Source organism: Janthinobacterium lividum (genome assembly GCF_034424625.1).
In the GTDB taxonomy this organism is placed as follows: Bacteria; Pseudomonadota; Gammaproteobacteria; order Burkholderiales; family Burkholderiaceae_D; genus Janthinobacterium; species Janthinobacterium lividum.
The window spans coordinates 618,469-642,396 of sequence record NZ_CP139976.1 but is presented as its reverse complement, the minus strand read 5'-3'; the positions used below and the strand labels follow the sequence as shown (position 1 = coordinate 642,396).

Below are 23,928 nucleotides of genomic sequence, written 5' to 3'. Positions count from 1 at the left end.
CGTACTGGAAACGATGACAGCCGCCGTGGAAGTGCCGGCCAATGTGGAAGCGCAAAAACTGGCGCGCAAGAAGGCGGAAAAGATCGCCCTGGAAAACAACAAGCTGCACAAGCGCTTGTGCCGCCTGGTGGGCCAGGCCATCGGCGATTTCAACATGATCGAAGACGGCGACAAGGTGATGGTGTGCTTGTCCGGCGGCAAGGATAGCTACGCCCTGCTGGACATTCTGATGACCTTGCGCGAACGCGCGCCTATCCATTTTGACATCGTCGCCGTCAACCTGGACCAGAAGCAGCCGAACTTCCCGCCGGAAATCCTGCCCGCCTACCTGACGGAACTGGGCGTGGCCTTCCACATCGAAAACCAGGATACCTACAGCATCGTCAAGCGCCTAATCCCGGAAGGCAAGACCACCTGCTCGCTGTGCTCGCGCCTGCGCCGCGGCATCCTGTACCGCGTGGCCGACGAGCTGGGTGCCAACAAGATCGCCCTGGGCCACCACCGCGACGACATCCTGGAAACCTTCTTCCTGAATATGTTCTTCGGCGGCAAACTGAAAGGCATGCCGGCCAAGCTGCAATCGGACGACGGCAAGCACATCGTCATCCGCCCGATGGCCTATGTGAAGGAAGAAGACACGCAGCGCTATGCGGAAGTCAAGGGCTTCCCCATCATTCCATGCGACCTGTGCGGTTCGCAGGAAAACCTGCAGCGCAAGCAGATCAAGGGCTTGATGCGCGAATGGGACAAGAAATTCCCCGGCCGCGTGGAAAGCATCTTCTCGGCCCTGTCGAACGTGGCGCCATCGCACTTGATGGATCCGAAACTGTTCGGCTTCAAGGATTTGAAGGCGGACGGCGTGGCCAGCCCCATGGGCGACATCGCCTTCGACGAAGAGCCTTGCTCGACGCCGACCACGTTCGGCACCATCGCGCTGCAACAAGCCTGACCGTGCGCACGCCGCGCGACTACTGGATCGCGCAGTGCGCCGGCTGGGGCGCGCTGGCGGCGCTGGGCGTGTACGCCTCCTGGGGCGGCGGACCCAATGCCTATGTCCTGTGGTTCTCGGTCGCCAAGGTCTTCTGCGCGCTGACGGGCCTGGGCCTGTCGCACGGCTGGCGCAATCACCTGCGGCGCCATGGCTGGATCAAGGGAGCGCAAGACAGATTGCCGCTGGCGCGCATCGGCGCCGGCCTGCTGCTGCTCAGCGTGCTGCAAACAGGTGCCGTGCTGCTGGCCGAGCTTCTGTTCCGCAACGGTGCCCTGCTGCAGGACCGCGCCGAACTGCCGGCCACCCTGGCGATCCTGACGGTGCTCTGGTTTATCGTGTTCGCGCTGTGGACGCTGCTGTACACCCTGGCGCTGTCGCGCCGCCACGCCACGCAACTGGCGTTCGACAAGCTGCAGCTGGAAATCCATGTCAAGGACGCCGAACTGCGCGCCTTGCAGGCGCAGGTCAATCCCCACTTTTTCTTCAACAGCATGAACAGCATCCGCGCGCTGATGTTCCAGGACGTGCAGGCGGCGGCGCGCGCCATGAACCAGCTGGCCGCCATGATGCGCCACAATCTGCAGACGGGATTGTCCGACACGGTGCGGCTCGATGCCGAGCTGGCCGCGCTGCAAGCCTATCTCGGCATGGAAAAGCTGCGCTTTGAAGAGCGGCTGCAACTGAGCCAGGATATCGCTCCCGGCCTCGACGCCGTGGCGCTACCGCCGATGCTGCTGCAAACCTTGGTCGAAAACGCCATCAAGCATGGCGTCGAACGCAGCACCGGCCCGTGCGCCGTGCGCATCGAGGCGCGCCGGGCCGATGACAGCGTGCTGCTGCGCGTGGCGAACCAGGGCAAGCTGGCAGCCGACAGCGGCTCGACGCGCGTGGGCCTGGCCAATGCCGGCCAGCGTCTGCACCTGCTGTTTGGCGCGGGAGCCACTTGCCGCCTGGCCGAGCAGGACGGCTGGGTCATCGCCACCGTCACACTACCCTGGGAGCAGACATGCGCGTGATGATCATCGACGATGAGCGGCTGGCGCGCGACGAGTTGCGCCGCCTGCTGCGCGAGCATCCATGGGTCAGCGTGGTCGGCGAAGCGGCCAACGTACAGGAAGGCTTGCAGCAGATCGCGGCGCTGGCGCCGGACCTGATTTTCCTCGACGTGCAAATGCCTGATGGCAGCGGCTTCGACCTGCTGGGGGCGCTCGCGCAAGCGCCGGCCGTGATCTTCACCACGGCCTACGACCGCTATGCGCTGCGCGCCTTTGACGTCAGCGCCCTCGATTACCTGCTCAAACCCATCGATCCGCCACGGCTGGCGCAAGCGCTCGAGAAGCGCCGGCCCGTCCCCCGGGAAGGCGGGGCGACGGCCGCCGATGGCAAGGTATTCATCAAGGACGGCGAGCGCTGCTGGTTCGTGGCGCTGGACGATATCGCGCTGTTCGAATCGGAAGGCAATTACACGCGCGTGTATTTTGATAGCCACCGTCCGCTGCTGCTGCGCTCACTGGTGCAGCTAGAAGCGCGGCTGGACGCGGCGAAATTCATGCGCGTCAGCCGCAGCCGCATCGTCAACCTCGCCAGCGTGACGGACATCGCGCCCGCGCCCGCGGGCGGCATGACGCTCACCTTGCACGGCGGCCTGCGCGTGGGCATGTCGCGCCGGCGCGCCATCGTCTTCAGACAGCTCAACCGCCTGTAAGCTGCACGCGCCGGCGGTTGTCCAGCCCATTGCGCTCGATCAGCAGCTGCTCCGGATCCAGCACCGCTTCGCCCGGTGGCGCATCGACCGTCACCGTCACCGATGCGGCGCCGCCGGGCAAGCGGTGCTTGCCGCGATACAGCAGGCGCTGTGGCGCGCCATCGGCAAACACCGCCAGGTCGACCGGCTCATCGTAGGCGCGCGGCGTATCGCGGCCCTTGCCGTCGGCTTCCAGCTTGGCCAGCTGCACTTGCAAGGTCACGTCCCAGCGGCCATCGGCACGGCGCAGCGCACTGGCGCCGGCCAGGCGGTTGTCGTACAGGACGATACGCTCGAACAGGTCGGTGACCAACTGCTGCTGCGCCGTCGGCGTTTCGGCGCGGATAAAGGACAGCAGGTCGCGGCTGGTCGCATAGGGCGAGCTGCGATAGCGATGCTGCGCCAGGAAGGCTTTCAAGGCGCGGTTCAAGGCCGCCTCGCCGATTTCGGCGCGCAGGCGGTAGAACGCCAGGCTGCCTTTGCGGTATTCGATATACGCCTGGCCCTCGCTGCGGAACAGGGGCAGCTCCCGGCCCTGTTCCCGGCCCCGGCCGGCGAGGTAGGCATCGAGGTCGAAGCGCAGGATGCGCCGCACCTTGTCGGCGCCGAAGCGCTGCTCCACCGCCATCAGCGCCGAATACTCCGCCAGCGATTCCGTCAGCATGCCGCTGCCCTGCACGTTGGCGGCGATGAGCTGGTCGCCCCACCACTGGTGCGCCACTTCATGCGCCGTGACATAGAACACATGGTCGACGCCATCGGGGTCGCGCAGGTCGCTGATAAAACCCAGCGACTCCGAAAACGGGATCAGGCCCGGGAAGCTGCGCGCATACTGCTGGTACAGGGGGAACTCGACGATGCGCAAGTGCCGGTGCGGGTAGGGGCCGAAGTGCGCCGTGTTGTAGGCGAGCGCCTGCTGCGCGCCGGCGACCATGCTGCCGGTATTCCACGCGTGCTTCGCATCGTGGTGGATCTCGATCGCCACATCCTGCCACTGCGCGCGCCGCACCTGCCAGCGGCCGGACTGGAAGGCGAAGAACGGCAGCGCCGGCTGCGCCATGCGGTAGCTGAAATAACGGCGCCCGCCTTGCTGCCAGCTGCCCTCCAGCGTGCCCGGGGCGATCGCCACCTGGTCCGCGCTGGTGGAGATGGTGGTCTGGAAGTCGACCAGGTCGCCATCGATGCCCCACTGCTTCCAATAATTGCTGTAGCGCGCCTGCGGGTCGTCGAGCTTGGGCATGCCATGCGGCGCGCTCAGGCCACGCTGCCGGCGCTCGCCGCTGTCCGCGATCTCCTGCGCCGCGTTGTAGCCCAGGTGCGGGAAATACTGCTCGATGGTGAAATAGCTGCCGTTGTGCTGCACGCCCTCGGACTGGCCGCTGGCCGTAAAGCCCTGCTGGCGCACGGTCACGAGAAACGCAAGATCGAGCGTCGCGCCCGGCGCCAGCGCCTGCGCCAGTTCGATGATGCGCACGCCATGGCGCGCATCGTCGACCAGCACGCGGTGCGCGGGCAGTGCCTGCCAGGTGGTCTGTGCCGCCGTATCCATCTGCAGGTACAGCGTGCGCAGCGGCGTCGCGCCACGATTCTTCACGCGATAGCGGCCGCGTATCGCCGCGCTGCGCTGCGCCGGATACAGGTCGACATTGGCGGCAATCGCCGTGATGCCGGGCTGCGGCAGCGCCAGATACTGGCGATAGCGCCGTTCATGGTCGGCGCGCGCATCGAGCAGCTGCGCGCCGGACTGATAGTGGTTCAGCACGTGCATGTTGTAGGCGATCCAGCTGCCGCTGGCGGCAAAGCCGGCCAGGCTCAGGGCCAGGGCCCAGCCGCTGGCGCCGCGCAGGCGCCGCACGCCTTGCGACCAGCGCACGCGCCAGCGGGCCGCGCGCCCCGACGGGCGAAAAGCCTGCGCCACCAGCAGCAGCGCCACCGTACCCAGCGTCCAGTACAGCGCGAACCACAGCCAGCCGGCCAGCCGGCCGCCATAGCCATTCAAATCCGAGTACACCAGTTCCGGCAGCGAGGCAAAGCGGTACAGAGGATGCTCGAAGCCCAGCGCGGCCAGCAGTGGCTTGAACATCACCAGCAGCAGCGAAAGCGCATACGCGACGTATTTCTGGTTGACGAGTACCTGCAGCGCCAGCATGGCCAGCGCCATCAGCACGAACCAGGCGGCGTTCATCAGCGTGCCTTGCAGATACAGCAGCGGTTCCGGGCGCACGCCGCCCTGGAGCAGCTGTACCGCCAGCGCTGCCAGCACGCCGGCGCCCAGAAACACGGCCACCACGGCGGTCAAGGCACCGCACTTGGCCAGCAGCGGCAGCCAGCCCGGCACGGGCAAGGCGTCCGTCAGGTCAGCGATCTTCGCGTGCCGGTCGCGCCATACCAGCTCGCCGCTGTAGAACATCACGACGATGGCCAGCACAAAGTTCAGGCTGTCGGCCAGTTCGACCAGCATCAGGCGCGTCAGCGGATACGGCACGCTGTCAAAGCGCAAGCCGCCGACGCTGACATTGGCGATGAAGTTGGCCAGCGCCAGCAGCAGCATGACGAGGAAAGGCACGCTTTTCAGCACGCCCATCGTGTCAAAGCGCAGCACATGCCAGAATTGCCGCCATGCCGCCGCCATGCCAAACTGCGGCACGACCGGGCCCAGCGCGGGGCCGGCCGCGACGATGGCAACGGGCGCCGCCTGCGCGCGGACGGCACGGCGGAACCAGACGCGGCCTGCACCGGCGCGCTGCGGCTTGAACAGCCAGATGGTGGCCGCCAGCAGCGCCAGCGACAGCACGCCCCACAGCAGGCGGTTGGCCAGCAGCAGGCCGGCCAGCGGCGGCAGCGCCGTATTCATTTCGGCGCTGGTGAAGTAGCGCGTGGCCAGCGCCAGGGCGCGCACGCCAAACGGGTCCAGCAAGGCCGCCGTCATGGCTAGCGCCGGACGTCCGGCCAGCAGGCCGGAGGCCGCCCACAGCACGAAAAACGCCAGCACGCCCACGTACACGAGCAGCATCGAGCGCCCGGCCACGGCCAGCAGCATCAGCAGCGCGGCGACAAACAGCACATTGGGCACGATAAAGACGGCAAAGCTCCACAGATAGGGCAGCGGCGTGACGGGGTTGAGCCGCTCGGGGTCGGCGGCGGAAGTGAGCGAACCGAGCATCATCGCCAGCACCACCAGCACGAATACCAGCAGGCAGGCCGCCAGGCCGGCCAGGAAGCGCCCGCCCAGGTAGTCGCGCTTGCGCATCGGCGTGGCGTACAGCAGATCGGCGATGCCGGCGTCGCTGTCGCGCAGCACGGCGCCGGCGATAAACACGGCCACCAGGAACATGGCAAGCATGCTCAGCACGCCAAGCTGGTTGGCGATCACGGCCGGCGCGTTCAGGTGCACATTGCCGATGCCGCCACCGAGGCGGAAGGTCGGGCTGCCGGCCGTCAGAAAGGCACCGGCCATCAGGGGCACCGTCATCAGCCACAGCAAGGGCTGGCGCAATTGGTAGCGCAAGTCGAAGCGAAAGAATTCCTGCCACATGCTGTTCTCCTCAGGCCGCCCGCAGTTGCAGGAAGTAGACGTCTTCCAGGTCCGGTTCGACACGGCGGAAGCCGTCATCGGGCTGGCTGTCCGCATACACGTTGATCTGCGTGCGGCCCGCCACCAGGCGGCTCGACAGCACCGTGCAGTGCTGCTGGTACTGCGCCAGTTCGGCATCGCTGACGCTGCGGCGCCAGACGCGGTCCTGCAGGGTGGCGATCGCCGCCTGCGGCGCGCCGTCGATCAGCACGCGCCCCTTGGCGATCATGGCCATGCGGGGGCACAGATTGGTCACGTCTTCGACGATGTGGGTCGACAGGATCACCACCACCTTGTCGCCGATGCGCGCCAGCAGGTTCAGGAAGCGCTGGCGTTCATCGGGGTCCAGGCCGGCGGTCGGTTCGTCGACGATCACCAGGCGCGGCGCGCCCAGCAGCGCCTGGGCGATGCCGAAGCGCTGGCGCATGCCGCCCGAATAGCTGGCGACGGCGCGCTTGCGCGCCTCCCACAGATTGGTCAGCTGCAGCAGCGCCTCGACCGCCTCGCGGCGCTCGCCCCGCTGATGCAGTCCCTTCAAGATGGCAAAGTGATTGAGCAGCTCGACCGCGCTGACTCTGGGATAGACGCCGAAATCCTGCGGCAGGTAGCCGAGCTGGCGCCGCAGCGCCGCCTTGTCGCTGGCGACATCGACGCCGTTGAAATGCATGCTGCCGCTGTCGGGATCCTGCAAGGTGGCAATGGTGCGCATCAGCGAGGACTTGCCGGCGCCATTCGGCCCGAGCAGGCCAAACAGACCGGCGGGAATCTCCAGGCTGACGTTATTGATGGCGTGAACGCCGTTGTCGTAAGTTTTATCGAGCGCTTTGAGCGATAGCATGGCGGGGCTCCAGGAAAGAAGCCCCCAGCCTATCGGCGCACCGCCGCTGCCGCCAGCGACACCACACGAACGGCGCAATGTGCCATGCGAACGGTCGAAAAGCGTGACGAGCGGTGCGGCGACTGGCTATTAAAACTCTTCCCAGTCATCGCCGGCTGCCGCCTTGGCTGGCGCCAGCGTCCTTGGCGGCACGGCGGCGCCGCGCACGGCAACGCGCGGGCGCGGTGCTGCCGGCGCAGGACGCGCGGCTGCCGGCTGTGGCGCCGGACGGCGCAGCAAGCCTGGCTGTTCGCGCAGCTTGAATACGCTGACCACTTGCGCCAGGCCGTTCGCCTGCTCTTGCAGCGAACCGGCGGCGGCCGCCGCCTCTTCCACCAGGGCCGCATTCTGCTGGGTCACCTGGTCCATCTGGGTAATCGCCTGGTTGACTTGCCCGATGCCGTGCGTCTGTTCCTGGCTGGCGCTGGAAATCTCGCCGATGATGTCGGTCACGCGCTTGACGCTGGACACCACTTCATCCATCGTCGCACCGGCCTGGTCGACCAGCTTGGCCCCCACGCCCACCTTGCTGACGGAATCGTCGATCAAGCCCTTGATTTCCTTGGCCGCCGCGGCCGAACGCTGCGCCAGGTTGCGCACTTCGCCGGCCACGACCGCAAAACCGCGCCCCTGCTCGCCAGCCCGCGCCGCTTCCACGGCCGCATTGAGCGCCAGGATATTCGTCTGGAAGGCGATGCCGTCGATCACGCTGATGATGTCGACGATCTTGCGCGACGACTCGTTGATCGACCCCATGGTCGCCACCACTTCGGCCACCACCGAGCCGCCGCGGCTGGCGATGCCGGCCGCCGCGATGGCCAGCTGGTTGGCCTGGCGCGCGTTATCCGCGTTCTGCCTGACGGTGCTGGTCAGCTCTTCCATCGACGAAGCCGTTTCTTCCAGCGAACCGGCCTGCTGTTCCGTGCGCGACGACAGGTCCAGGTTGCCGGCCGCGATTTCCGACGATGCCGTGGCGATGCTGTCCGTGCCGCTGCGCACCTGGCTGACGATGCTGACCAGATTGTTGTTCATATTGCCCAGGGCCGTGAGCAACGCCCCCGTTTCATCCTTCGCCGTCGTGGCGACGGTCTGCGTCAGGTCGCCGGCGGCCACCGTTTCGGCCAGCGCCAGCGCCTGGCGCAGCGGACGCGTGATGCCCGTCGTCAGCAGCCACGAGCACAACACGCCGAATGCCACGGCGAACAGCGTCAGCAGGCTGATGACGGTGGTGTCATGCACGGCGGAAGCGTCGATCTGCTTGGCCGTCGCATCGATGCTTTCGCGCTGCAAGGTCACCAGTTCCTGCAGTAAATCCTGGTACACCTTGGCGGCCGGGGTAAATGCGGTGTCGAGAATTTTCGCCGCGCCTTCCACGTCGCCATCGGCCTTGGCCTTGACGGCCCCGTCGCGCGAGGCGCTGTACACCTTGCGCTGCTCGAGGATCTTGGCAAACAGGGCTTTTTCCTTGTCCCCCACGACGAGCGGCTCGATCTGCTTGAGCAATTCGGCCGCCTTCTTCACGGACGCGGCCGAGTCTTCCTTGAAATACGGTCCCAGCGCCGGGTCACTGCTCTTGACGATGGCGGCCGTGCGACGGATCGAGGCAAAGTTCAAGCCATACCAGTCGGTAATCAGGCGTTCCTTGGTCAGCGGTTCGGCCATCATGGCCCGCGTCGACGTCGCCACCTCATTGAGGCGCCACACGCCCACTGTAGCGATCAGAACGGTCATTGCCAGGATCAGGACAAAGCCGATGCTCAGGCGCTTGCCGATCTTGATATTTGCGATAAAGCCCATGGTGTCTTTTCTCTCAATAAATGCATCGAAGATATATTTAATTCCATATGGAATTTTTTGCATTGCAGATTATACATTGTTGAAATATATGTAGCTGATTTATTGATTTTGAGAAATGTTTCTGTTAAGTTAAAAATCTCCTCCGTAACTACAGGCGCGCCGCGCTTGTCCGCCCGCCTGTTTCTCAAAGAAATCTATGAAACTTTCCGCATTGCCCCTGAAGAAAATCACCTTTGCCGCCGTCCTCGCCTGTGCCGGCAGCGCCCACGGCGCGGCCCTGCCGCCCGCCATCGCGGCCCAGCTCGCAGCCAATTACCCGGCCGTGGAAAGCCTATACCTGGACTTGCACCGCCACCCGGAACTGGCGTTCCAGGAAGTCGAGACGGCAAAAAAACTGGCCGAGAAGGTCAAGGCGCTCGGTTTTGACGTGACCACCGGCGTCGGCGGCACGGGCGTCGTCGCCATCCTGCGCAACGGCCCCGGTCCCGTCGTCATGCTGCGCACGGAAATCGATGCGCTGCCGGTGCTGGAAAAGACCGGCCTGCCGTTTGCCAGCAGCGTGGTGACGAAAAACGCGGCCGGCGAAAGCGTGCCGGTGATGCATGCCTGCGGCCACGACGTGCACATGTCGGCCTGGTATGGCAGCGCCAAGCTGATGGCCGACAACCGCCAGCACTGGAGCGGCACCCTGATGCTGGTGGGCCAGCCGGCCGAAGAACCGCTGCTGGGCGCGGCCGCCATGCTGAAGGACGGCCTGTTCACGCGCTTCCCGAAACCGGACTATGCCCTGTCCTTCCACGATGAAGCGACGCTGCCATCGGGCACGGTGGGCTACCACGCCGGCTACTTCCGCGCCGCCGCCGACACCATCAGCATCACAGTGTATGGCCAGGGCGGCCACGGCGCCGCACCGCACGACACGCGCGACCCCGTCGTGATGGCCGCGCGCATCGTGCTGGCACTGCAAACGCTGGTCTCGCGCGAAAACAATCCGATGGACCCCGTCGTCATCACGGTGGGCAGCATCCATGGCGGCACGCAGGCCAACATCGTGCCCGACCAGGTCACCATGCAACTGACGGTGCGCACTTTCAAGGATGCCGTGCGCAAGCGCGTGCTGGCCAGCATCGCGCGTGAAGTCAAGGGCGAAGCGTTTGCCGCCGGCGCGCCGAAAGAGCCGCTGGTGGAGATTCGTCCCGGCACGGACGCCGTCTACAACGACCCGGACCTGACCCTGCGCATGGTGTCTACCTTGCAAAAATCGCTGGGCGCGGCCAACGTGACGGAAATGCCGGCCAAGATGACGTCGGAAGACTTCGCCAACTACGGCCAGGCCGGCGTGAAAGCCGTGCTGCTGCATATCGGCGCGGTGGAGCCAGGCAAGCTGGCGGCGGCCAAGGCCAGCGGCAAACCGCTGGCCGGCCCGCACTCGCCGCAATGGGCACCCGAGTACCAGCCGACCATCAAGGCGGCGATCACGGCGGAAACGTCGATCCTGCTCGATTTGCTGGGCAAGAAGCAGTAATCATGCAGTGCGCGGGGAAGCTGCTTTTCCCCGCTCCCCTCCCTTCGTCCGAAATGCTTTCCTTCATCCCCCTGCTGCAGTAAGCTCGTTGTCTGCCGCCACGTTCGTGCCGGCACCCCTTGCAACCAGACCATGAATGGATACTGTATGCCGACAACCGCGCTCAAACGCCCCGTACTGACCCTGCTGGCCCTCGGCTTTGCCATCTCCACCGCCTTCGCCGCGCCGGCTCCCACCGACCGCCAGGCCGACCGCTGGGATTTGACGGCGCTGTATCAAAACGATGCCGCGTTCGACGCCGACGCGAAAAAGCTGTCGGCCCAGTTGCAGCAACTGGGCGCCTGCAAAGGGCAGCTGAAAGCCTCGCCGGCCCGGCTGAAAAGCTGCCTGGACCTGTACGCCGATGCGCGCAAGCGCGTCAACACGCTCACCACCTATGCGGCGCAGTACTACGACCAGGATACGGGCGACAGCAAGGGCAACCAGCTGAACCAGCGCGCCGCCCTGCTGGGCAACGATTTCTCCCAGGCGACGACCTTTCTGCAGCCGGAAATCCTTGCCCTGGGCAGCCAGCGCATCGATGCCATGCTGGCGAAGGACAAGGGCTTGCAGCTGTACCGTTTTCAATTGAGCAACATGCTGCGCAGCGCGCCGCATACGCTCGACGCGGCTGGCGAGCAGCTGGTGGCGCAGTTTGGCCTGGCAACAAGCTCGGCCGCCAGCGTCTACCGCACCCTGGCCAATGCGGAAATCCCGTGGCCGACCGTCACCCTGTCGGACGGTACACAAGTGCGCCTCGACCAGGCGGCCTACACGAAATACCGCGACGATGACAAACGTGCCGACCGCAAGCTGGTGTTCGACGCCTTCTTCGGCAAGTGGAAGGAATATGAACGCACGTTCGGCGAAACCCTGTACGGCCAGCTGAAGACGGATGCCGCGTATGCGAAGGTGCGCCGCTATGCCGACTCGCAAAGCGCGGCGCTCGACGCCGACCATTTGCCGCCAGCCGTCTACCAGACCCTGATCGCGCAAACCAACGCCAATCTGCCCACCTTGCACCGCTACTTCAAGCTGCGCGCGCGCATGCTGGGCGTCAAGGACCTCGCGTATTACGACATCTATGCGCCGCTGCTGAAAAGCGACCGCACCTTCCCGCTGGCCGAAGGCAAGCAGATGATGCTGGCCTCCGTCGCGCCGCTGGGGCCCGACTATGTGAAGGCGCTCACCGCCGCCGTGGACGCGCGCTGGATGGATGTGTATCCGCGCCCGCGCAAGGTGGCGGGCGCGTACATGAATGGCGACGCGTACGACGTGCATCCGTTCGTGCTCCTCAACTACACGGACAATTACGAAGCCGTCAGCACCCTGACGCACGAATGGGGCCACGCCATGCACTCGGTGCTGGCCAACAAGGCGCAGCCATCGATCTATGCACCGTACAGCATCTTTGTGGCGGAAATCGCCTCGACGACGAACGAGGCGCTGCTGCTCGATGCGCGCCTGAAGCAGGCCAAGGATGACGACGAGCGCCTGTTGTACCTGGGCGCGGCGCTGGAAAACCTGCGCGGCACCTTCTTCCGCCAAGCCATGTTTGCCGAATTCGAGGCGGCCATCCACGGCAAGGTGGACAAGGGAGAATCGCTGACGGGCGAAGAGATCACGGCCATCTATGCCGGCATCCTCAAGCGCTACCACGGCGAAGCGCAGGGCGTCATGACCATCGATCCCGCCTACGCGCTGGAATGGGCCTACGTACCGCATTTTTATCACGGCTTCTACGTGTTCCAGTACGCCACCTCGATCGCGGCAGCGCAGGATTTCGCGCAGCGCATCCTCGACAAGGAACCGGGCGCGCTGGCCGCCTACCTGAAGATGCTCGGCGCGGGCGGCTCGGCCTATCCGTATGAACTGGTGAAGGCGGCCGGTGTCGACCTGGCCTCGCCGAAACCGTACCAGGCGCTGGTGGCGCGCATGAACGGCATCATGGACCAGATCGAGGCGATTGAGAGCAAACGGGGCAAATAAAGCAGAGGCCAAACGTAGGTCGGCTTAGCGCAAAGCGCGTAAGCCGACAGCACCAGCAACGCCAACACGATGTCGGATTACGCGGTTCCCGCTAATCCGACCTACCGTTCTCCGCTTCCGCCGCCGCAAACGCCGCCGCATCGCTCTCGAACATGTCTTCCAGTTCCTCGCGCGCCTGGCGCGTGAGGGACATGACTTTTTGCTGGTCCTGGAAGTGCGGCGCCACTTCCAGCAGGGTTTTCAGGTTATGCCGGCCAAAGATGCCGGCCGCGCGCTGCGCCCGCTCCGGGCTGAAGCCCACCTGCTGCAAGGTCTGTTCCCCCAGCAGCAGGGCCGCCGCGAACGTCTCGCGCTCGATCAGGGTCACGCCCCGCTTCATCAATTCATAGTAATGGGTGACGTTGCGCGCGCGCGCCAGTATCATCAGTTCGGGCAGGCGCAGGCGCACGGCGTCGACCAGGGCCAGGCTGTCATCCACGTTGTCGATGGCGATCACCAGCGCCCTGGCCTTTTCGATGCCGGCCGCCACCAGCAGATCCACGCGCGTGGCGTCGCCATAAAACACCTTGAAGCCGAACTTGCGCAGCAGGTCGATCTGGTCCGGGTCGTGGTCCAGCACCGTCACGCCGATTTTATTGGCCGCCAGCAGGCGGCCGATGATCTGGCCGAAGCGGCCGAAACCGGCGATGACGATGGGGTTGTCCTGCGCCTCGATATGGTCGTCGGGGCGGCGCTTCTTGTCGCCTTGCAGGCGCGGCGCGACGAATTTGTCGTGCGCCAGCAGCAGCAAGGGCGTCGCTACCATCGACAGGGTCACCACCACGACCAGCAGCGCGGCCGTCTCCGGCGCAAACACGTGCGCGGCCTCGGCGGCGGCAAACACGACGAAGGCGAATTCGCCCCCTTGTGACAGCAGCAGCGCAAAGAACAGCTGCTGGCCGCGGGGAATGTCGACAAACTTCGACAGCAGGTACAGCAAGGCGATCTTGACCGCCAGCAGCCCCGCCACCAGGGCCAGGATCAGCAGGGGCTGGGCGCGCAGCACGCCGAAATCGACGGACATGCCGACGGCGATGAAAAACAGGCCCAGCAGCAGTCCCTTGAACGGCTCCAGGTCGGAAATGAGTTCATGGCGGTATTCGGAATCGGCCAGCAGCACGCCCGCCATGAAGGTACCCAGCGCCATCGACAAGCCCACCGATTCCATCAGCACGCAAATGGCGATCACCAGCAGCAGGGCGAAGGCCGTGAAGATTTCGCGCAAGTCCGTCCTGGCGATGAAGCGCAGGATGGGGTTCACCAGGAAGCGCCCGCCGATCACCAAGGCGGCCAGCACGGCGGCCAGCTTGGCCACGCGCAGCCAGCCCGGCTCACCGCTATGCGTGACCAGGCCGCCCAGCAGCGGCACCAGCGCGATCATGGGAATGGCGGCGATATCCTGGAACAGCAAAATGGAAAAGCCCGCGGAACCGGCCGGCGTCGTCATCAGCTTGCGTTCGCCCAGGGTGGCGAGCACGATGGCCGTCGACGACAGCGACAATCCCAGCGCGCCCACCAGCGCGGTGCGCCAGTCCACGCCAAAGGCCATGGCCACGGCGCACAAGCCCGCGCTGACGACACCCACCTGCGCCCCGCCCCAGCCAAAAATCGGACGGCGCAGCAGCCACAATCGTTTGGGTTCCAGCTCCAGGCCGATCAGGAACAGCAGCAGCACCACGCCGAACTCGGAAAAGCTGAGGATCACCTCGACATTCTTGATCAGGCCCAGGCCCCAGGGACCGATAACGACGCCGGCCACCAGATAACCCAGCACGGCGCCCATGCCCAGGCGCTTGGCCAGCGGCACCATGATGATGGCGGCAACCAGGTAAAACAGTATGTTGATGAGAAAGCTATGGTGTTCCATGCGGATTCCGGGCAGATGTGTGGATGAAACGACATCATGCCTGAAGTGGCGCGCCGGCGTGAAACGGCCGCGGCGCCTGGCGACGCAAATCGGGTATCAGGGCTGCGGTGCGTCGATGCGCGTGCGTAGTTCGTCGACATTCACGCGCTGGAGGTAGCTTTCGATATTTTTCCACACGGCGTGGTAGCCGTAGCCGCCATTTTTCAGCTCGTCGATCGCCTTTTCGCGCGGCCAGCCCTGGTACAGCATGCGGTACATGGCGGCCATCATGCCCGTGCGGTCGGCGCCGTGCAGGCAGTGCAGCAACACGGGACCGTGCTGTCCGGCGGCGCGGATGGCACGCATGGTGTCGATCACATGCCGGTCGCGGATGGCCCAGGTATTGATGGGAATACGGACGGCGCGGATGCCGCTGCCTTCCAGCACCTGCGTATCGGAGTGGAAGGAGCGCAGGCTGATCACCGTCTTCACGCCCAGCGCCTGCAGCTGGGCCACGTCGGCGCTGTCCAGCCTGGCGCTGCGGTACAGGACGGGCGTGACCTGGTGCAGGTTCGACACCTGCGGCAACGGCGTGGCCCAGTCCGGATGGCGTGGCGGCGATGGCTGCGCCCCGGCGGGCGCGGCGGCTAGCCCCAGGGCGAGCGTCAAAAGTACTGCATGCAACATCATGGCTTCCTTGTTATTGACGAATGGCGCCAGCGCGCAGCACCTGCGCCAGTACGTCCAAAGCGGCGCGCGGACGGCCCAGGGCCAGCGCTTTCGCGCGCATCGATTGCAACTGCTCGGGATGATCGAGCAGCAGGCGCACCCTGTATTCCAGGGTGACGGCATCGAATGCCTTCAGGGCCACGCCCTGCTCCAGCAGATAGTCGGCATTGCGCTCTTCCTGCCCCGGAATCGGCGAATTGACGATCATGGGCAAACCCAGGGCCAGGCATTCGGAGGTGGTCAGCCCGCCCGGCTTGGTGATCACCAGGTCGGCGCACGCCATCAGGCGCTCGACTTCGCTGGTAAAGCCTTGCGCCAGCAGGCGGCCCGGATACTGGCCGGCCAGTGCCTGCAGCGCCGCCAGCGCGGCGGCGTTTTTCCCCGCCAGTACGATCAGCTGGAAGTCGCCCGGCAACGCCAGCAGGCGCGCGGCGACCGTTTCAAGGCTGCCCAGTCCCGCCCCGCCGCCCATCAGCAGGATCGTCGTGCGCTGCGGGTCGAGGCCAAACGCCTGCGCGCACGACACGCGTTCGGGTAGCTGCGCAAACGCGGGCATGATGGGGATGCCCGTCACGTGGATGCGTTCGGCGGGGATGCCTTCGTGGCGCATGCGGAACGCCACTTCGTCGGTGGCGGCGAAATATCCCTGCATCTGTTCATGCACCCACATGCGGTGCAAGTCGAAATCCGTGACCTGCACCCACACGGGGCAAGCCAGCTGCTGCTGGCGCAGCGCGCGCGACAGCAGTTCGGCCGGCAGGAAATGCGTGCAGATGATGGCGTCTGGCTGGAAGGCGGCGATCTGCGCCATCAGCGCGCGCGTGTTGAGGCGCTCGACGCCACGGCGCAGGCGCTGCATGGTGCTGTCGCGCGGCGCATCGTGGGTGGCGTGATACAGATAGCCCCACAGCGCGGGGGCCTTGTTGACCAGCTTGATATAGAAATCCGTGTACAGCTTGCGAAATGCCGGCGTGACGAAGTCCATCACGTCGAGATGCAGGGCCTGCGCCGCAGGGCCTGCGCCGCCATCGCGCGACGCATACGCCTCGATGGCTTGCGCCGCGCGCATGTGGCCGGCGCCGGCCGAGACGCTCAGGAGAAGAATTTTTTTTGTCATGAGCTAACCAATGACGGGGACAGGCAGGGCCGACACTTTCCAGCTGCCTTTGAGCTTGCGCTGCATCAAGGCCGGCAAGGTGCTGGCGTCGGGCGCGCCTTTTTTGGTGAACTTCACCGGCACCAGCAGATAGATGGTGACCTTGTCATCGTCGGCAATGTCTTCTTCCTCGGGCGCCGGATTCCAGCGCTTGTCGATGGCCAGCAGCGCATCGACGCCGTCCGGCCAGGCCAGGTCCGCCAGGCGCGGATCGTCGCGCCGCAGCAGCTCGCCCGCGGCCAGGCTGGCCTGATCGAGCGTGCGCCGTCCCAGGCGTGCCAGCAGCGCCACCGGAAAGCGCCATGGGCTGTGCTCCGTGAAGCCGTGCACGGTCAGCGGCCAGCGGGCCGGCAGGCAGATGGCCAGTTCGGTCATCGGCGATTGCTGGAACAGGCCGACCGTAAACAGCAGCTTGAAATCGCTCTTGCCATCGATGCAGCTGATCCCCAGCGAAAAGCGCGCGTCGCCGCTGTCCGGGCTGAACACGGCGGGCAGCACCCAGCCGGCGCTGTTGTGCATGAAGGTGCGGATCGATTCCTGCGGCGACGCGGCCGCCTGCTGCGGCACGTCGAGTATGCTGACGCCGCCGGCGGCAGCGAGCAATTGGGCGATCGCCGGAAAGCCCCAGCCGGTGGCGATATCGACCGGCGCCTGGTTCCAGCGCGTATGCAGGCGGTTCGGATTGGCGCCCCGCTGCAGCAGCAACGCGACCACGTCCTGGTGGCCGCCGATGCAGGCGCTGTCCAGCGGCGACAGGATATTGTCCGGCAGGCCATCGACGGCAGCGCCATGCTCGAGCAGCCAGCGACAGGTATCGAGATGGCCATGGCTTGCCGCCGCGTCCAGCGGCGTATGGTTGCGGTAACCGGGCAAGGGCAGATCGATGTCCATGCCCAGCGACACGAGCAGGGCGCAGACGTCGCGGCTGCCGGCGGCCGCGGCCAGATGCAGCAGCGACTCGCCGTCATCCATGTTGTAGCGGCGCAAGGTCAACAGCAGCGGCGTGGCCTCGAGCAGGCTGCGCACCTGTTCCACCTGATTCTCGTCCACGGCGTCGCAGAGGCGAAAAAAAGTCTCGCGGTGCTGGTTATACAGTGTGTTATTACCCATTCCTCGTCTCTGCTCGTGGTGGCGGCGCCATCATCAAGCGGAGAATAGCATTTTCTTTCGATTAATCTATGCGATTTAACAACTCCGGTGTACACCGTGCGGCGACGCGCGTACTGGATGTCATACTGGGCGTTACAAATCCATGATACTGACAGGCAACACGTCGATGCGCATGACCGGATACAGGTTCAGCCGCTCATCCCACGAGGCGTGGCGGCGGGCGAAAAACTCCAGGCGCGCGCGCGGACTCTTTGCAAACGCGGGCTCATCGGCCAGCTTCTGCCGGAACTGCGCCGCCAGTGCCGGGTCGGCCGCCAACTGCGCGCGCGCCACATCCTCGGCCACATAGTCCTCCATGTATTCCTTGCGCTCGAACGCCGTGTTGAAGCTGCCCCAGGCCAGCAGCGAGTCCGGCGCGCGCGGCTCGAGCAGCGCCATCACCAGGCGCGCCTTCGGCTGGTTGACGGGCACGTACAGCACGCAGCTATCGAGCAGGCGCACCTCCTTCTGCCATTCGCCCTGTACCGCCACCGTCTGGCGACCTTCGAACGACTGCGCGCCGAACTTCACCTGCGTGGCGCGGAAGACTTCCACATTCTCCCTGGAGCCGTGGAAGGTCATTTCCTCGTAGGCGATGCCGTGCTGGCGCAATTTGGCGCCCACCATCTTCTCCTGCGCGCATGGCACCAGGTAGCCGGCCTTCGGCGCGGTCACCTGCAGGTCGGGCACGATCTCGTCGCGCAGCGGCACGTTCCAGATTTGCGGCTTCTTTTCGTCATAGCGCGTCATCAGCGCGCCCGACACTTCGGACGGCGTGCGCGTATAGGCATAGCCGCGAAACGCGATCATGCGGCTTTTCTCCGTGGTCTTGTAGCTGAGGGGAAACTGGCTGCCGGCCAGCTGCGTCGCACGCAGGTCCGCCTCCACTGCGGTTTGTCGCCATGCGGCGCCATGCTGCGCCATCTGCGACAGCAGGGAAACGATGGTGTTGCGCGTGATACGCACGCGGGTCGGGTAGTCCTTCCACGAGTGGGTTTCCACCAGCACGCCGAAACGGTTACGCAACAGGAAATAGCCGTGCGAAAAGCGCGGGTTTGGCGTCGAATCGACAAAACCCGACTGCGGATTGTCTTCTTCGGCAAACGACATGTAGAACGGCTTCGGATCGGAACCCTGCTTTGCCAGGTCGGCCAGCACGCCGTCGCGCAGCGCCGTTCCCGCCGCGCGCAATGCCGCATCGCCCGCGTGCACGGGTTCGACCTGAATCGAGATATCGGGTTCGAACTGGGCGCCGTCCGTCACGTGCAAGTCCACGTAAGCCAGCGGATCCCAGGCATTGACCAGCGCCAGCATGTGCTGCATCTCGGGAGAGTCGGCCTTCATGTAGTCGCGGTTCAAATTGAGATTCTGTGCCGTGCTGCGCCAGCCCATTTCCTTCGGCCCCCGCTGGTTCGGACGGTTCCACGCACCGAAGCGCTCATGGCCGTCGACATTCAACACGGGTACGAACAGTACCACCTGCTTGTCCAGCACGCCGGGAGCCGCCTTGCCCTCCAATATTTCACGCAGGGCCAGGAAGCCCGCATCCTTGCCATCGATTTCCCCCGCATGGATACCGCCCTGCACCAGCAGTACCGGCAGCTTGCGGCGCGCCGCTTCGTCCGGCGTCAGCGCGCCCGTGTTGGAAACGGCCAGCGCCAGCATGCGCCGTCCTTCCGGCGAGCGGCCATACTCGAAGCAGCGCGCCTGTTTCGGGTGGTGGGATTCGAAGCGGAAGCACAAGGCCTCGACTTCCTCGTAGCGTCCCGTCTCCTGGAAACCCGTGTAGTCGGCCACTGTTTTCAGGGAAAACAGCCGCATATCGCGCGCGGCATGCGCGTTGACGGCAAACAGGGACAACATGGCGGCGGACAGCAGGGCGTGGCGTAGCATGGGTCAAACTCCATCGAGAGAGGACAAGCGGGCCATTATAGAGTGGCGCTCAGGTAAAAACGCCGTGGCAAACAAAAAAGCCGGAACAGCGTCAGCTGCTCCGGCCTTGCTCTGGCAAGCGTGAATTACGAGCCGAAGTGGTAGTTGAATTCGACCCAGCCCTGGCGACCCTGCGGGCTGTAGCTGCCCACCGGGTAGTACGGCCAGCCGCCGCTGTCGTCGCGCTTGATCTTGTCGAAGACGTTGTTGACGATCAGCGACAAGGTGGCGCGGTCGTTGATGCGGTACACGGTGCTGATATTGGCCAGCGCCGTCGGCGTCAGATAGCCCGTGCTGGCGGCGTTCGGGATCTTGCCGTAGCGGCTGACCAGCAGGGTGTTCGACCAGTCGCCCGCGCTCCAGTTCACGCTCAGGTTCAGCTTGTCGGGCCAATCCATGTTCGTCAGCGATTTCGTCTCGTCGATCTCTTCGTCGCCGACGAATTGCTGCGACTTCTTGCTCAGCACCTTGGCGTAGTTGGCCTTGAAGGCGAAACGGCCATAGTCCGCCGTGCGCAGCAGGTACTTCAGGCTCACGTCGATGCCGCTGCTGCTCTGCTTTGCCGCATTGATCGGATTGACGGTGATGGTCTTGATCTCGCCGGCGCGGTTCAGGGCATTCGCCGCGAAGCGCTCGACGCGGCCCAGGGTATCGACGCAGGTCGGCGAATTGATATCCGTCTTGCCCAGGCGGCAATCGGCTTCGTCGCGCAAGATCTTGTCCGAACTCAGGTTCGTCACGAGGTCATCGATCTTGATGTTCCAGTAGTCGACGGAGACGTCGAAGTTCGAGCTGGGCGACCAGACGGCGCCGACGCCGAACGACTTGCCTTTTTCCGACTGCAGATCGCGGCTGCCGTTCTGCACATAATCGGCACCCGGCGACTTGTTGGCAAATTCGCAGCCTTCGATGGCCTGGCCAGCCGCGCCGCAGCGGTAGTAGTCGGTGGTGCTCGCATAGTAACCGGTGCCGCGCGCCTTGTAGATGTAATTCATGTCCGGCGCGCGGAAGCTGGTGGCGTAGTTGGCGCGGAACAGCAGCTCAGGCGCGGGACGCAGTTCCAGGCCGCCGTTGTAGGTGAACTTGCCCTCATGGCGGCCGGCAAAGCTGTAGCGGTCGTAACGGCCGGCCAGGGTACCGGTCAGCTTTTCATGCAGCGGCAGATTCAATTCCGCCCCCAGCGCATAGCGGGTACGCGTGCCGGCCGTGATATCGGATTTGGTGGCGACGTTAAAGTAACCGTCGTTCAGGCGCGCATCGGGCACATTGCTGAAGCCCTGCTTGCCCACTTCGGCGATGGTGGCGATCTTCGCCACGCCGGCGGGCAGCTGGAACAGGTCGCCATTCGTGGACAAGCTCAGGGTATTCGTCCAGGCCTTGTCGTCGCTGTCGGAATTGCCCGTGATGCTGTCGAATTCGGCCGCCGTCACACGGCGCGACAGGCGGGCAGGATCCGGGGCGTAGATCGGCACACCGGCAGCGTCGGTGCCCAGTTTCGGTCCCAGGAAGAAGCTGTCGATATTGGCCAGCGCGCGCGGCGTGTGGCTTTCGCTCTTGTACACCGAGGCATTGTAGTTCGCTTCATACTGCCAGGATGACGTGCCGGGAATGCGGCCCTTGGCGCCCAGCGAGATGGCCGTGGCCAGGTCGTCCCACTTGCGGTTGTAGCGCTCCACGCCGCCCATTTCCTCGGGCGATATATAACGCGTCCACGCTTCGTAGCGATTCGTGTTCTGGTTGCGGAAATAGCTGCTGCCCGTCGACGACGACGTCCACGTCGGGCCGCGCGTGTTGTTCTCGGTCGAGTTCTTGCCGATCAGGAAGTCGGCGAACAGGGTCGTTTCCGGCGACAGCTCATAGTTGGCGCTGCCGAACACGTTCTGGCTGCGGTTCTTGGTTTGCGTGGTCCAATAAGTGGGGCCGACTTTCGGGCTGGCGCAATAGCTGCCGTTCTTCGCCTGGTACTTGACGACGCTGCCGCCGAACAGGTCGCCGAACTGGTTGCAGGTATCGCCCAGGTCCACGTAGCTGCCGGAGGTGCCCGCCTGTACCACGCGGCGCGAGGCGATATTCGTCGGCGTGCCCGAACGGGTGGCCATGAAGTCGCGCTGCAGGCTCGACAGCGGATCGCGCTGGCTCAGCTCCAAGCTGAACAAGGTATGCAACTTGTCGAAATTGCCGCCGCCCGTCAGTTGCACGCGCTGGTTGCCGGCGCCGCCACGCGTGGTGCCGCCCGCCTTGACATTGATGTCGAAACCTTCCGTCTGCTTTTTCAGGATGACGTTGACCACGCCGGCGATCGCGTCGGAACCATAGATGGCCGAAGCGCCACCGTTGAGGATCTCGATGCGGTCGACAATGCTCGACGGGATATTCGCCAGGTTGGTGAAGTTGACCGTGCCTTCGTAGGCGACGGGGAAGTCGGCCAGGCGGCGGCCGTTCAGCAGGATCAAGGTGTGGTTCGGGCCCAGGCCGCGCAAGCTGATGGTATTGGCCGACGGCGTGAACGTATTGCCGAAGTCTTCGCCTTGCGTAAAGCCGCTGTTCTGTACCTGGTTGGTCAGCGCATCGAAGACGTTCTTGTACCCTTGCTTGGTGATTTCATCCCCCGTCAGGATGGTGACGGAAGACGGGCCTTCCAGGCTGGCGCGGGGAATCCGCGAACCGGTGACCACGACGGCTGGCGGGGTGGCCGCCGGCTGCTGATCCGCTGCGGGCGCTTGCGTTTGCGCGTGCACCTGCCATGCGGAACCGCCCAGGATAGCCAATACGGCTACGGTGAGCGGTGGTAACTTGAATTGTATAGGCATCTTTGCGCTTCTCAAGGTTAGGGAGAAGGCGAAAGATATCAAAATGCCAGTAATTACAGAACGAATGGATTCATCTTTCTATATATCAAAATTGTTATATAGAAAGATTTATGAGCAGGAAAACGCCACGCGCCTAGGTTGGCACATGGCAGGAACATGCACCTTAACGGCGAATGATGGCAATTTCCTTGTAGGCCGGGCGCAGCAGGCGCGTGGCCGTGTCGGCCGGACTCTCGATTGAACCCAACAGTCTGAGCGCGCCCGTGGCCGGCGTGCAGCTGCCACTGCTGCGATAGCGCAGCGCCGCCGCCAGCATGCCTTCGGCCGCGTCGCCCAACTGGTGCTGGTAATCGTCCGCCACGTCGCAGGTCGGCGCCATGCCATCGGCAAAGTCGCCAAAGCCTTTGGCATTGACGCCCTGGAACTGCACGGCAAAATACGTGGTGCCGCAATTCGGCGCGGGAAAGAAACCGTAGGGCTTGCCGCACGTCGTGCCGCCGATCAGGTTGACCTGCACGTCCACGCCGCGCAAGCCGTTGATGATCGCTTCGCTGGCCGAACAGGTATTGCCGGTTGTCAGCAAGGTCACGCGCTTGAGACCCAGGGAGGGCAGTGGCGTTCCCTTGGCGAGGGGATTCGGGCCGCCGAAGCCCTGGCTTTGCGCATGGAATGGCACGGGCGCTTCCGGCCGGGTCTTGTCATTGGCCAGCACCTGCTCGAAGGTCTTGCCGGTAGTAACTTGCGGGCCAGCAATCATGTAAGCGAGTTCACTGGCGACATCCAGATATCCGCCGCCGTTGTAGCGCACGTCGAGCACCAGGTCGCTGATGCCGGCCGCCTGGAAGCGGGTCATGGTCTCGACCAGCTGGCGTTCGGCCACATTGTTATGCGTATTGAAGGTCAGGTAGCCCACCTTGCCCGTGGGCGTGTCGATGATGCGCTCGTTCTGCACGGCGCTGGTGCTGACCTCCACCGCCTGCAGGCTCACGGAGATGGGCGCCCCGTTGCGGCTGAACGCCAGCGTATGCGTGCCTTGCGCTGCAGGGAAGAGGCCCGCGTTGAGGATATTGACGCTGGCCGTGTCGGGGGCATTGACGAAATCGACGCCATCGACGGTTTGCAGCACGTCACCGCGCCGCAAGCCCGCCAGTGCCGCCGGCGAGCCTGGCTCGACAATGGTGACCACCGCCTTGCGCGGCGGCGTGGTGCGCGTCAGCGCCAGCAGCATGCCGTAGCCCAGTTCCACGCCATTGAGCGAGGCTTCCCATTCCGCCGTCGTATACGTGAAATGGAACTGGTCCTTCGGTTTGCCGGATGCCGTCGTGGCCGTCGTTTTCAGCACATCGAAGTACGCCTTGGCCGTGGCGAAGCTTTGCGGCAGGTAGGTGGTCGGCACTTCGCGGTACCACAGATACGTTTCATCGATCCAGCTGCGCACCCACGTCTGTTCATTGAGCAAGGTGCCCGGCTTGTCGATGCTGCTGCCGCTGCGCGGCGCCTCGCAGCGGTTCGCCACCGTGGATGAAGCGACCAGCGCCGTCGGCCCCGTCGGCCCGGTTGGCGTCAAGGGCGGGACGACGGGCGCGCCGTCGCTGCCGCCTCCGCCTCCGCCGCAGGCACTCAACACTAATACGAGGGAAACAGCGAGGGAACGACGGCGCAGGGAATGCATGACAAACTTTCCAAAAAGAAATTATCTAAAAATTATAATGCGTTTTCCCTGCAGGCGTT

Annotated in this window: 15 protein-coding genes; 5 read left to right on the top strand and 10 right to left on the bottom strand. The window is 64.7% G+C overall.

Annotated elements, in window-relative coordinates:
• The first annotated feature begins 13 nt into the window (after positions 1-13).
• Genes ttcA through U0004_RS02800 form a run of 3 tightly spaced genes read left to right on the top strand, consistent with a single transcriptional unit; the run spans position 14 to position 2,696 of the window.
• Entirely contained in the window at positions 14-949 is a 936-nt protein-coding gene (gene ttcA / locus U0004_RS02810; protein WP_070258652.1) for a tRNA 2-thiocytidine(32) synthetase TtcA, read from the top strand.
• Positions 901-2,007 carry a sensor histidine kinase gene (locus U0004_RS02805; RefSeq protein WP_230522791.1) on the top strand — a complete coding sequence of 369 codons (1,107 nt, stop codon included), beginning with the start codon at positions 901-903 and terminating at the stop codon, positions 2,005-2,007. Before ttcA ends, U0004_RS02805 begins: the two co-directional genes overlap by 49 nt.
• Entirely contained in the window at positions 1,998-2,696 is a 699-nt protein-coding gene (locus U0004_RS02800; RefSeq protein ID WP_070258607.1) for a LytR/AlgR family response regulator transcription factor, read from the top strand. Before U0004_RS02805 ends, U0004_RS02800 begins: the two co-directional genes overlap by 10 nt.
• On the opposite strand, the gene U0004_RS02795 is transcribed toward U0004_RS02800, so the two are convergent.
• From U0004_RS02795 to U0004_RS02785, 3 genes are all read right to left on the bottom strand, one after another.
• On the bottom strand, positions 2,683-6,270 hold the full coding sequence (locus tag U0004_RS02795) for an ABC transporter permease/M1 family aminopeptidase (protein WP_070258606.1): 3,588 nt from the start codon (positions 6,268-6,270) through the stop codon (positions 2,683-2,685). The genes U0004_RS02800 and U0004_RS02795 overlap by 14 nt on opposite strands.
• Before the next feature lie 10 nt (positions 6,271-6,280).
• Positions 6,281-7,147: an ABC transporter ATP-binding protein gene (locus U0004_RS02790; protein ID WP_070258604.1), complete on the bottom strand. Its 867-nt coding sequence runs from the start codon at positions 7,145-7,147 to the stop codon at positions 6,281-6,283.
• A gap of 129 nt (positions 7,148-7,276) precedes the next feature.
• Positions 7,277-8,983 carry a methyl-accepting chemotaxis protein gene (locus U0004_RS02785; protein WP_070258602.1) on the bottom strand — a complete coding sequence of 569 codons (1,707 nt, stop codon included), beginning with the start codon at positions 8,981-8,983 and terminating at the stop codon, positions 7,277-7,279.
• Positions 8,984-9,179: 196 nt separating this feature from the next.
• Here U0004_RS02785 and U0004_RS02780 point away from each other — a divergent pair, with 196 nt between their 5' ends.
• Together U0004_RS02780 and pepF are read left to right on the top strand one after the other, a co-directional pair.
• Complete coding sequence (locus U0004_RS02780) at positions 9,180-10,508, top strand: amidohydrolase (RefSeq protein WP_070258600.1); 1,329 nt, start codon at positions 9,180-9,182, stop codon at positions 10,506-10,508.
• A 147-nt stretch (positions 10,509-10,655) separates the two neighbouring features.
• Positions 10,656-12,536, top strand: a complete 1,881-nt coding sequence (pepF, locus tag U0004_RS02775) for an oligoendopeptidase F (RefSeq protein ID WP_070258598.1) — start codon at positions 10,656-10,658, stop codon at positions 12,534-12,536.
• 91 nt (positions 12,537-12,627) lie between these two features.
• On the opposite strand, the gene kefC is transcribed toward pepF, so the two are convergent.
• From kefC to U0004_RS02740, 7 genes are all read right to left on the bottom strand, one after another.
• The gene (gene kefC / locus U0004_RS02770; RefSeq protein ID WP_070258596.1) at positions 12,628-14,442 is read right to left on the bottom strand and encodes a glutathione-regulated potassium-efflux system protein KefC; all 1,815 of its coding nucleotides are present in this window, start codon (positions 14,440-14,442) and stop codon (positions 12,628-12,630) included.
• Positions 14,443-14,538: 96 nt separating this feature from the next.
• Entirely contained in the window at positions 14,539-15,111 is a 573-nt protein-coding gene (locus tag U0004_RS02765; protein WP_231958481.1) for a dual specificity protein phosphatase family protein, read from the bottom strand.
• A 10-nt stretch (positions 15,112-15,121) separates the two neighbouring features.
• On the bottom strand, positions 15,122-16,267 hold the full coding sequence (locus U0004_RS02760) for an MGDG synthase family glycosyltransferase (protein ID WP_070258594.1): 1,146 nt from the start codon (positions 16,265-16,267) through the stop codon (positions 15,122-15,124).
• Between the two features lie 3 nt (positions 16,268-16,270).
• Complete coding sequence (locus tag U0004_RS02755) at positions 16,271-17,416, bottom strand: ankyrin repeat domain-containing protein (protein ID WP_070258592.1); 1,146 nt, start codon at positions 17,414-17,416, stop codon at positions 16,271-16,273.
• A 132-nt stretch (positions 17,417-17,548) separates the two neighbouring features.
• A complete protein-coding gene (locus tag U0004_RS02750; protein ID WP_070258590.1) occupies positions 17,549-19,348 on the bottom strand; it encodes a M14 family metallopeptidase in 1,800 nt (599 codons plus the stop codon).
• 125 nt (positions 19,349-19,473) lie between these two features.
• Positions 19,474-22,197, bottom strand: coding sequence for a TonB-dependent receptor plug domain-containing protein (locus U0004_RS02745; RefSeq protein WP_070258588.1), 2,724 nt, complete (start codon positions 22,195-22,197; stop codon positions 19,474-19,476).
• 163 nt (positions 22,198-22,360) lie between these two features.
• A complete protein-coding gene (locus U0004_RS02740) occupies positions 22,361-23,869 on the bottom strand; it encodes a S41 family peptidase (RefSeq protein WP_070258587.1) in 1,509 nt (502 codons plus the stop codon).
• Positions 23,870-23,928 lie beyond the last annotated feature (59 nt).